The 10,826-nt window shown below is 63.4% G+C and carries 11 protein-coding genes; all 11 read left to right on the top strand.

The features are described 5' to 3' along the window. The first annotated feature begins 47 nt into the window (after positions 1-47). On the top strand, positions 48-1,112 hold the full coding sequence (gene trpS / locus JOH52_RS04385) for a tryptophan--tRNA ligase (RefSeq protein ID WP_010968551.1): 1,065 nt from the start codon (positions 48-50) through the stop codon (positions 1,110-1,112). A 52-nt stretch (positions 1,113-1,164) separates the two neighbouring features. After that, positions 1,165-1,656 carry a universal stress protein gene (locus JOH52_RS04380; protein WP_003527692.1) on the top strand — a complete coding sequence of 164 codons (492 nt, stop codon included), beginning with the start codon at positions 1,165-1,167 and terminating at the stop codon, positions 1,654-1,656. 158 nt (positions 1,657-1,814) lie between these two features. Further along, positions 1,815-2,381, top strand: a complete 567-nt coding sequence (locus tag JOH52_RS04375) for a NifU family protein (protein ID WP_003527690.1) — start codon at positions 1,815-1,817, stop codon at positions 2,379-2,381. A gap of 236 nt (positions 2,382-2,617) precedes the next feature. Next, positions 2,618-3,274 (top strand): tRNA (adenosine(37)-N6)-threonylcarbamoyltransferase complex dimerization subunit type 1 TsaB, encoded by a 657-nt coding sequence (tsaB, locus tag JOH52_RS04370; protein WP_010968552.1) that lies wholly within the window; start codon positions 2,618-2,620, stop codon positions 3,272-3,274. A 54-nt stretch (positions 3,275-3,328) separates the two neighbouring features. Continuing rightward, entirely contained in the window at positions 3,329-3,832 is a 504-nt protein-coding gene (locus JOH52_RS04365) for a GNAT family N-acetyltransferase (protein ID WP_010968553.1), read from the top strand. A gap of 119 nt (positions 3,833-3,951) precedes the next feature. Beyond that, the gene (gene olsA, locus JOH52_RS04360) at positions 3,952-4,830 is read left to right on the top strand and encodes a lyso-ornithine lipid O-acyltransferase (protein ID WP_003527683.1); all 879 of its coding nucleotides are present in this window, start codon (positions 3,952-3,954) and stop codon (positions 4,828-4,830) included. Between the two features lie 49 nt (positions 4,831-4,879). Next, positions 4,880-6,298 carry a tRNA (N6-isopentenyl adenosine(37)-C2)-methylthiotransferase MiaB gene (gene miaB, locus JOH52_RS04355; RefSeq protein ID WP_013843852.1) on the top strand — a complete coding sequence of 473 codons (1,419 nt, stop codon included), beginning with the start codon at positions 4,880-4,882 and terminating at the stop codon, positions 6,296-6,298. 4 nt (positions 6,299-6,302) lie between these two features. Continuing rightward, positions 6,303-7,358, top strand: a complete 1,056-nt coding sequence (locus JOH52_RS04350) for a PhoH family protein (RefSeq protein WP_003527679.1) — start codon at positions 6,303-6,305, stop codon at positions 7,356-7,358. 16 nt (positions 7,359-7,374) lie between these two features. Next, entirely contained in the window at positions 7,375-7,881 is a 507-nt protein-coding gene (ybeY, locus tag JOH52_RS04345) for an rRNA maturation RNase YbeY (protein WP_010968555.1), read from the top strand. A 12-nt stretch (positions 7,882-7,893) separates the two neighbouring features. Further along, the gene (locus JOH52_RS04340; protein ID WP_003527674.1) at positions 7,894-9,057 is read left to right on the top strand and encodes a hemolysin family protein; all 1,164 of its coding nucleotides are present in this window, start codon (positions 7,894-7,896) and stop codon (positions 9,055-9,057) included. A gap of 153 nt (positions 9,058-9,210) precedes the next feature. Next, complete coding sequence (lnt, locus tag JOH52_RS04335; RefSeq protein ID WP_010968556.1) at positions 9,211-10,806, top strand: apolipoprotein N-acyltransferase; 1,596 nt, start codon at positions 9,211-9,213, stop codon at positions 10,804-10,806. Positions 10,807-10,826: the final 20 nt, after the last annotated feature.

Raw genomic sequence — 10,826 nt, 5'->3', positions numbered from 1 at the left:
GGATATCAACTGGAGCCGGGCCCTCCACAAGCCCGATTGGGGACGACATGAACGAATTCAAGCCGCTCGTATTTTCCGGTGTTCAGCCGACCGGCAACCTGCATCTCGGCAATTATCTCGGCGCGATCCGCAAATTTGTCGCCCTTCAGGAAAACAACGATTGCATCTATTGCGTCGTCGACCTGCACTCGATCACGGCTCAGCTCGTGCATGAGGACCTGCCGGGCCAGATCCGTTCGATCGCGGCCGCTTTCATCGCCTCGGGCATCGACCCCGAAAAGCACATCGTCTTCAACCAGTCGGCCGTGCCGCAGCATGCCGAGCTCGCCTGGATATTCAATTGCGTCGCCCGCATCGGCTGGATGAACCGGATGACCCAGTTCAAGGACAAGGCCGGCAAGGACCGTGAAAACGCTTCGCTCGGCCTGCTCGCCTATCCGAGCCTGATGGCGGCCGACATCCTCGTTTATCGCGCCACCCACGTGCCGGTCGGCGACGACCAGAAACAGCATCTGGAGCTCACCCGCGACATCGCCCAGAAATTCAACATCGACTTCATGGAGCATATCCGCCGCGGTGGTTACGGCGTCGACATCGTGGTCGGCGAAGAGCCGATCCATGCCTATTTTCCGCCGGTCGAACCCCTGATCGGCGGCCCGGCGCCGCGCGTCATGTCGCTGCGCGACGGCACCAAGAAGATGTCGAAGTCGGATCCATCCGATCTGTCGCGCATCAATCTGATGGACGATGCCGACACGATCCTGAAGAAGATCCGCAAGGCCAAGACCGATCCGGACGCGCTTCCGAGCGAAGCGGACGGTCTTAAGGATCGGCCGGAGGCCGAAAATCTCGTCGGCATTTACGCAGCGCTCGCCGACAGATCGAAAGAAGAGGTGCTTGCCGAATTCGGCGGCCAGCAATTCTCGACCTTCAAGCCAGCTCTGGCCGACCTTGCCGTCAGCGTACTTTCGCCGATCACGGGCGAGATGCGCCGGTTGATGGGCGATACCGCGCATATCGACGCTATCCTGCGCAAGGGCGGGGAGCGCGCCCGGGAACGCGCCGAGACGACCATGCGCGAGGTCCGCGAAATCATCGGCTTTTTGCAGTAGTTCACGAAAATGAGACCTTGCGGGCGCCGCGCGGCGTTGTAATGTTCAGCGCATGGTTTCAACCCGACTCTCACGAATGGAAGGCCATCGCCGCAAATTCATGGCGGTGATCGATGATACGCCCGAATGCGGCCGCGCGGTGCATTATGCCGGCATGCGCGCGAAGAACTCCAATGGCGGTCTCGTGCTGCTCTACGTGATCGCCGACGGCGACTTCCAGCAATGGCTGGGCGTCGAGGAGATCATGCGTGCCGAAGCGCGGGATGAGGCCGAGGCGACGCTGGCCAAGATCGCGCAGACGGTACGCGAACGGATCGGCATCGAGCCGGAAATCGTCATTCGCGAGGGCATCGCCACGGAACAGATTCACGCCGCCATCGAGGAGGACCGTGACATCGCGATCCTGGTGCTGGCGGCCGGATCGGCGAAGGAAGGCCCGGGCCCGCTCGTTTCGTCCATTGCCGGGAAAGCCGCGGCCTTTCCGATACCTGTCACGGTCATTCCCGACCTGCTGACGGATGAGGAAATCGACGCGTTGACCTGACCTCCACAGAGCCCGCGCGTCATATCGGACGCGCAAAGGTCGTTGTAGCACTTTGAATCACGCTATTACGCCTTGCGGGCTCCGCTCGAGGCTCCTATATTTTGGAACAATTCTAAAAAGGCCGGTCGAGGAGCGCTCCCGGCAGAATGGAGTGAGACATGTTCATCCAGACCGAAGCCACACCGAATCCCGCCACTTTGAAGTTCCTGCCGGGCAAGGTGGTGATGGAGAACGGCACTGCCGAATTCCGGAGCGAAGAAGAGGCCCTTGCAGGATCGCCCCTTGCGGCTCGGCTCTTTTCGATCCCCGGCGTCACCGGTGTCTATTTCGGCTATGACTTCATCACCGTGAGCAAGGAAGCGCAGGAGTGGCAGCACCTGAAGCCCGCGATTCTCGGCTCGATCATGGAGCATTTCATGTCGGGGCAGCCGATCATGTCGGGCGCCGGCCGTGCCGAGCAGACGGATGAGGAGGACGAGTTCTTCGACGAGGGCGACGAGGCGATCGTCGCCACGATCAAGGAACTGCTCGAGACGCGGGTTCGGCCCGCCGTCGCCCAGGACGGCGGCGACATCACCTTCCGCGGCTTCAAGGACGGAACGGTGTTCCTGAACATGAAAGGCGCATGCTCCGGCTGCCCCTCCTCGACGGCGACCTTGAGGCACGGCGTGCAGAACCTGCTGCGCCACTTCGTTCCGGAAGTCGAAGCGGTCGAATCCGTCTGATCCGAAGCGGATCGGGGCGCGGGAATCTGCATGGCAGGCCCGCGCATCCTTTGCTTACTGTTTGGCTTCATTTTCCTTACATCGTCTTTCCATATTCCTTATCCCGGTGTGGTTTTTGGGATAGAATCGCAAGTGTGATTCCGAAGGGCCGCAGCGACTTGGACATGCGGTAACTGCGGCTGCGCACCCTCGCAGCCGCACCGCTCGCAGGCGCAGGGGAGGAGACCGCGGCTGAAATGCTAGTTCTTGCCATTGATACATCCGGGTCCGGTTGTTTCGCTGCCGTCTACGACGGCGGCGCCGGAGAACTTCTGGCATGCGCGGGCGCGGATATCGGACGTGGCCACGCGGAGCGCCTCATGGAATTCGTGGATGAGGCCTTGAGCGCCTCGGGCCGGGAACTCGGCGAAATCGATCGGATTGCCGTGACGATAGGTCCAGGATCGTTCACCGGGATCCGTGTCGGCGTTGCCGCTGCGCGCGGCCTCGCGCTGGCGCTCGGAAAGCCCGCGGTCGGGATCACCACGCTTCACGTCGTCGCCGAAAGCGCGAGGCTGAACCAGGCTGGCCAGCCGGTGCTCGTCGTCCTCGACGCCAAACGGGACGAGGTTTACCTCCAGGCCTTCGATGCTTCGGGACGGCCGCAGGGGGAGGCGGAAATCCTGCCCGCCGAGGAAGCGCGCCTGCGCTTTTCCGCTTTCGCCGGCATCGCCTGCGGCTCCGGTGCCCCTGCCGTCACCGGCGCGGCGGGCGGCAAGCCGGACGAGATCGATATGGCGGCCCTCGCCCGGCTGGGGGCTGCGGCCGATCCGGTTTCAGCGCGTCCTAAGCCGCTTTATCTGCGCGGACCGGACGCCAAGCCCCAGGCCGGATTCGCCGTGACCCGCGCCTGACCGGAAGACGCCATTCGCCCGTATATTCTCCAGAACGTCCAAGAAACGCCCCCGATGAGCCTTACCGACTACTTCACCCGCCGCACCGAATTCGACATTTTCGCGCTTGAAGAGGCCGATCTCGGCGCCGCGGCCGCGCTGCATCGCCAGCGCTTTGCCGCCGCCTGGAGCGACGGCGAAATCCATGGGCTCCTGAGTCAGGAGACGGTATTCGGATTCGTCGCGCGCCAGACCAATGCCAATGGCATGTTCCGGCCGGCCTTCGGCGGCTTCGTCCTGTCGCGGGCGGTCGCGGGCGAAGCCGAGATACTGACGATCGGGGTCGACTCCCGCTACGCGCGCTCCGGTCTCGGCTGGCGCCTCATGCAGGCGGCCATGCGGGAGGCCGCCGTCAAAGGGGCCGAGGCACTGTTCCTGGAAGTCGACGAGACGAACCAGGCCGCAATCGGCCTCTACGGAAAGCTCGGCTTCCGCAAGGTCGGCGAGCGCAAGGCCTATTATCAGGCGCGGCCCGGCGAACGCAGCGCGGCGCTTGTCATGCGGCTCGATCTTCGCTAGAGCGGGATGAGGAAAGTGTGTGCGGTTTTCCGCCCGCATCCCGCGTCTCAACCTATTGGAATAGATCACGTTCACTGTTTCACGCAAACGGTGAAGCGCAGTTTGGAAGGTGCCTGCGGATGATCAATTGGGTGCGGGTCGCTCTTTGCGGCATGCTGCTCGTCATGGTCTCGCTGGTGCTGATGCCGGTCCAGATTCTTTGCCTCTGGCTCGATCTGAAACCGCGGCGCTGGCTGCCGCGTCACTGGCATCGCGTCGCCTGTCTGCTGCTCGGCCTGCGCGTCCGCGTCCATGGCGAGCTCGACCGCCGGCGTCCCTTGCTCCTGAGCGCCAATCACGTCTCCTGGAAGGATATCCTGGTGCTTTCCTCGGTGGCGGACGTCGTTTTCGTTGCCAAGTCGGACGTCAAGAGCTGGCCGATATTCGGGCTTCTCGCCCGCCTTCAGGCATCGGTTTTCGTGGAACGCGAGCAGAAGCGCACCACCGGTCACCAGGTCAATGACATCGGGCGGCGGCTCGCCGATGGGGAAATCGTCGTGCTCTTCCCGGAAGGAACGACCTCCGACGGCAACCGGCTGCTCGACATCAAGACCTCGCTGTTCGGCGCGGCCGCTTCGGCGGTCCCGCAGTCGCCGACCGGCGTGGTCCACGTCCAGCCGCTGGCGATTTCCTACACCGGCATCCACGGCATGCCGATGGGGCGCTATCATCGGCCGATCGCCGCATGGCCGGGGGACATCGGCTTGGTGCCGCACCTTCTCGGGGTGCTCAGAGAGGGAGCCCTGGAGGTCGATGTCGATTTCGGCGAGGCGGTGGACTATGACCGGCACGCGAACCGCAAGGAAGTAAGCCGCCTCATCGGTCAGCGGATCCGCAAGATGCTGTCGGATCGGCTGCGAGGGCGCTCCCGATCCGCCGCGAAGGGCGAGCCGGCCCCCGCGTGCTCTGCAGCGCCGGACATCCCGTCAGACGCGCAAAGGTCGCGGCTCGCGCCGTGACGGCCCGAAAATGCTTCAACTTTGGGGCGCTATGCACTAAAGAACCCGCATGACCCAGGAAACCGCTCTTCTGTCGACGTCGCCCGAGGCGGGCGACCTGAACGTTCCGGCGCGCAAGGTCTTCGTCAAGACCTATGGCTGTCAGATGAACGTCTATGACTCCGACCGCATGTCGGATGCGCTCTCGCGCGACGGCTATGTTGCGACCGATGTCCTGGAAGACGCCGATTTCGTCCTGCTCAACACCTGTCATATCCGCGAAAAGGCTGCGGAGAAGGTCTATTCCGAGCTCGGTCGCCTGCGCGAACTGAAAAAGGCCAAGGCGCTCGAGGGCCGCGAGATGCTGATCGGCGTCGCCGGCTGCGTGGCCCAGGCGGAGGGCGACGAAATTCTCCGCCGCGTCCCGGCGGTCGATCTCGTCATAGGTCCTCAGACCTATCATCGCCTTCCCGACGCGCTGAAGCGGGCTCGCGCCGGCCAGCGTATCGTGGAAACGGAATATGCCATCGAGGACAAGTTCGTCCATCTGCCGGCGCCCGATAAAGCCAAGACCCGTGCGCGGGGCGTCACGGCTTTCCTGACCGTCCAGGAAGGCTGCGACAAGTTCTGCACTTTCTGCGTGGTACCCTACACGCGCGGCTCGGAAGTCTCGCGCCCGGTGGCACAGATCGTGGCGGAGGCGGAGAAGCTCGTCGAAGGCGGCGTGCGCGAAATCACCCTGCTCGGACAGAATGTCAACGCCTGGCACGGCGAGGGTCCGCATGGGCGCGAATGGAGCCTTGGCGACCTCCTGCGACGCCTCGGCGAAATCGACGGCCTTGCGCGCCTGCGCTATACCACCAGCCATCCGCGCGACATGGACGACAGCCTCATAGAGGCGCACCGGTCGATGGCGAAGCTGATGCCCTATCTGCACCTGCCGGTCCAGTCGGGCTCCGACCGTATCCTGAAGGCGATGAACCGGCGCCACACGGCAGCCGAATATCTGGCGCTCGTCGAGCGCATTCGTGCGGCGCAGCCCGACCTTGCGCTTTCGGGCGATTTCATCGTCGGCTTCCCCGGCGAGACCGATCAGGACTTCGAGGATACCCTTCGCCTTGTGGAAGAAGTGAACTATGCACAGGCTTTCTCGTTTAAGTATTCGACGCGTCCCGGCACGCCGGGCGCCGAGCTCAAGGAACAGGTTCCCGAGGACGTGAAGGCCAAGCGCTTGGAAATATTGCAGGCTTTGCTCGTAAAGCAGCAGCGCGGTTTCGCCGAGGCCTGTGTGGGTCGGGAGATCGACCTGCTCCTGGAGAAGCCGGGCCGCATGCCGGGGCAGCTCGTCGGCCGGTCGCCGTGGCTGCAGCCCGTGAATGTTGATGCAAAAGCATCGCAAATCGGTGACATTATCAGAGTGCGAATCACCAAGGCCGGGCCGAACAGCCTGTTTGCCGAGATGATCGGGGAATCGGACGCGAGGAGCTGACCGCTTGAACGGACACGAACTGATTTCTTCCTCATCTCGCCAGTCGAAGACATCCGCGACGGACGCCAATCACTTCGTGCTCACCTTCGAGAACAACCGCTTCGCGAGCGAGCTCTTCGGTCAGTTCGACCAGAATCTGAAATTGCTGGAAGAGCGATTGCGCATCGAGGCCCGGCCGCGGGGCAACTCGGTCGCCATCTCCGGTGACGTCGTCGCAACCAATCAGGCGCGTCGTGCCCTCGACTATCTCTACGGAAGGCTGCAGAGTGGCGCTTCGATCGATACATCCGATGTCGAAGGTGCGATCCGCATGGCGGTCGCCGCCGACGATCAGCTACAGTTGCCGACGATGGAGCGCAAAGCCAAATTGACAATGGCGCAGATTTCGACGCGCAAGAAGACAATCGCTGCGCGCACGCCGATGCAGGATTCCTATATCCGCGCCATGGAGCGGGCCGAACTCGTCTTCGGCGTCGGTCCTGCCGGCACGGGCAAGACCTATCTCGCCGTCGCCCATGCCGCCCAGCTCCTGGAGCGTGGCGCTGTCGACCGGATCATCCTCTCGCGTCCGGCTGTCGAAGCGGGCGAGCGTCTCGGCTTCCTGCCGGGCGACATGAAGGAGAAGGTCGATCCCTATCTGCGTCCGCTCTATGACGCGCTGTACGACATGATGCCGGGCGACAAGGTCGAGCGGGCAATCACCGCCGGCGTCATCGAGATCGCGCCGCTCGCCTTCATGCGCGGGCGAACGCTTGCCAACGCCGCCGTGATCCTCGACGAGGCGCAGAACACGACGTCGATGCAGATGAAGATGTTCCTGACCCGTCTCGGCGAGAACGGCCGGATGATCGTCACGGGCGATCCGAGTCAGGTCGACCTGCCGCGCGGCGTGAAGTCCGGGCTGGTGGAGGCGCTGCAGATACTCAAGGGCGTGGAGGGCGTCTCGGTGATCCGCTTCAAGGACGCCGACGTCGTCCGTCATCCTCTGGTGGCGCGGATCGTCAGGGCCTATGACAGCCAGACGGCGGTTCACGACGAGAGCGAGCAGAGCGATCGCTGAGGCGGCCGCGTTTATCATGACGGCATTGGACATTCAGATCAGCGTCGAGGCGGGAGACTGGCCGCCCGAAGACGAGCTTCAGTCCTTTTGCGAGCGTGTTCTCGAGGCTGCGGCCGATTTTCTCGCGCGTGAGGAGAACCAGCCGCTGCCGGCACAGGCGGCGGAACTGTCGCTGGTCTTCACCGACGACCAGTCGATCAGGGCGATCAACGCGGAGTGGCGAGGCCAGGACAAGGCGACGAATGTTCTGTCCTTTCCCGCCTTTCCGGTGACGCCGGGCAGGATGCCCGGGCCTATGCTCGGCGACATCGTGGTCGCCCATGAGACGCTCAGGCGGGAGGCGGCGGAGCTCGAAAAGCCCTTCGACGCGCATTTGACGCATCTTCTCGTGCATGGATTCCTGCATCTTTTCGGGTATGATCATATCGAAGACGACGAAGCGGAGAGAATGGAGGGGTTGGAGACTCGCATTTTGGCGCGTCTTGGCCTATCTGATCCCTACGGGGACCAACCCCCGCATTAACAGTTTGGAACGATGAGCGACTTCAAGACACAGCCGGCCGCTGTCGCGACCGAGGAGGCGGAAGCCTCCGGCGACACCGAGGCCGGTAGTAGTACCGCCGCCCGATTCGAGGGCAGCAAATCCACATCATCATTTTGGAGCCGTGCCGCGCGTCTGTTACGCGGTGTGAGCCCGTCGAGCCTGCGCGAGGATCTTGCCGACGCGCTCATGACGGATGCCGACGGCAATGCGGCCTTCTCGCCCGAAGAGCGGGCGATGCTCAACAACATCCTCCGCTTCCGCGAGGTTCGGGTCGAGGACGTGATGGTTCCGCGAGCCGACATCGAAGCGGTAGACCAGAATATCACCATCGGCGAGCTCATGGTGCTCTTCGAGGAGTCGGGACGCTCGCGCATGCCGGTCTACAGCGAGGGGCTCGACGACCCTCGCGGCATGGTGCACATCCGTGACCTTCTTGCCTATGTGACCAAGCAGGCGCGCAACCGCCGCCGCAACGGCAAAGCTCAGGGGGCGACGACGACGAATGGCGACAAGCCCGAAAGGGCGCCCCGGCAGCAGAAGGCAGGCTTCGATCTTTCCCGCGTCGATCTCGACAAGACGGTGGAGGAGGCGGGGATCGTCCGGCAGCTCCTGTTCGTGCCGCCGTCGATGCTCGCCTCGGATCTCATGCAGCGCATGCAGGCTGCGCGCATCCAGATGGCACTCGTCATCGATGAATACGGCGGAACGGACGGTCTCGTATCGCTCGAAGACATCGTCGAGATGGTGGTCGGCGACATCGAGGACGAGCATGACGACGAGGAAGTGATGTTCGCGCGCAGCTCGGACGACGTCTTCATCGCCGACGCCCGGGTGGAGCTCGAGGAGATCGCCGAGGCGGTCGGGCCGGACTTCGACGTACGCGAGCAACTCGAGGATGTCGACACGCTGGGCGGACTCGTCTTCGCATCGCTCGGCCGGATTCCTGTCCGCGGCGAAGTGGTGCAGGCGATTCCCGGTTTCGAATTCCAGATTCTCGATGCCGATCCGCGTCGCGTCAAACGCGTCAGGATCATGCGCAAGCGTCCGCCGTCACGCCGCCGCCTGCCGAAGGTCGAGAAGGAGCCGTTGCCCGATGCGTTTACCACGCCCGGCGCCACAGGGGCGGGTGCCCAGCCCCCGTCCTCGTTCGAATAGGGCCGGCTCGGCGTCGCCAGGAGACGGGACAAGCAGCCACTTTTTTGGAAGACTGCCGCCGATTGATTCGGTCGTGCTGCGTGTGTCCTTGAATCCTCGAGGACAGGGTCCCGCGCAAGGTCTCCCCCACGTCCGGCGCCGACTGGAGGTTCAATGGAAAGACTGGCAGGCAGAATCATACTTCTCTCGGGGGTTTCCCGGACATTCGTCGGCTTTCTCGCCGGCCTCCTGGCGGTGCTTGCCCAGCCGCCTTTCGGCATTTTCGCGGCGGCTTTCGTCTCCTTTCCCGTCCTCGTCTGGCTGATCGACGGGGTGGCGCCCGATCCCGGCGACGGCCTGCTGCGGCGGCTGATGCCGCCCGCTGCGATCGGCTGGTCCTTCGGTTTCGGTTATTTCCTGGGTGGTCTCTGGTGGCTGGGTAATGCGCTTCTGGTCGAGGCGGACGCGTTCGCCTGGGCGCTGCCGCTCACCGTCGTCGGCCTCCCGGCCGTTCTCGGGCTCTTTTACGCGCTGGCGGTCGTCATTGCCCGCAGCCTCTGGTCGGATGGTTGGGGCCGGATCGCCGCCCTTGCGCTCGGCTTCGGCATCGCCGAATGGCTGCGCGGTTTTCTCTTTACCGGCTTCCCTTGGAATGCCATCGGCTATGCGGCCATGCCGATGCCGTTGATGATGCAGTCGGCCAGCGTCGTCAATCTTTCGACGATCAACATGCTGGCCGTTTTCGTCTTCGCCGCGCCGGCTCTGATCTGGACGGGCAAGGGCGCGCGCGCCGGTCTCGCCATCGCCGCAGCGCTCTTCACGGCGCATGTCGCTTTCGGCTTTTACCGGCTCGCCCAGCCGGCACCGGCGCCGCTCCAGCCGGAGATGACCGTCCGCGTTGTCCAACCGGTGATCGACCAGGCCAAGAAGCTCGACGACCGCGAGCGTGCGTCGATCTTCGAGGACCATCTCTCGCTGACGGCCGCCCCGGTCCAGGATGGCGCCAAACGGCCGGACATCGTCGTCTGGCCGGAAACGTCGATCCCTTTCATCCTCACCGACAATCCCGACGCCCTGGCGCGGATCGCCGATGTTCTCCAGGACGGGCAAGTTCTCGTCGCCGGTGCCGTCAGGGTCGAGGATGCCGGTGCCGGACTGCCGCCGCGCTATTACAATTCGGTTTATGTCATCGACGATCGAGGGCAGATCGTCGGTGCGGCGGACAAGGTGCATCTGGTGCCTTTCGGTGAATACCTCCCGTTCGAGGATCTGCTGACCTCGTGGGGCCTGAGTTCCGTCGCGGCTTCGATGCCGGGCGGCTTCTCGGCGGCCAGCACCCGCCCGGTGCTGACCTTGCCGGGCGGCCGAAGGATCTATCCGATGATCTGTTACGAGGCGATCTTCGCCGACGAGGTGGACGGCAATGCCCGTCTCGCAGACGCGCTCCTCAACATCACCAATGACGCCTGGTTCGGCGACACCCCCGGGCCACGCCAGCATTTCCATCAGGCGCAGCTTCGCGCGGTCGAGGCCGGAACTCCGATGATCCGTGCGGCGAATACTGGTATTTCAGCAGTTGTTGATGCACGTGGTGTTTTAGTGGTAGTATTGGGCTACAATTACAGGGGGGTTATAGACACAATTCTGCCGGGAAAACTGCCTACGCTCACAAATATCGCAACGCGCAGCCAGATTTTTTGGCTGACGACGGGGATTCTATTTCTGGTTGCAGCAATATCGCGCTTAGGTTTTAATATTAGGAAGAATTGACGTAAAACCCCTAAAATTGC

Origin of the sequence: Sinorhizobium meliloti (assembly GCF_017876815.1) — a bacterium.
GTDB classification, from domain to species: Bacteria; Pseudomonadota; Alphaproteobacteria; order Rhizobiales; family Rhizobiaceae; genus Sinorhizobium; species Sinorhizobium meliloti.
Note: the sequence above shows the minus strand (reverse complement) of the source record. Positions and strands in the feature narration are given on the sequence as shown.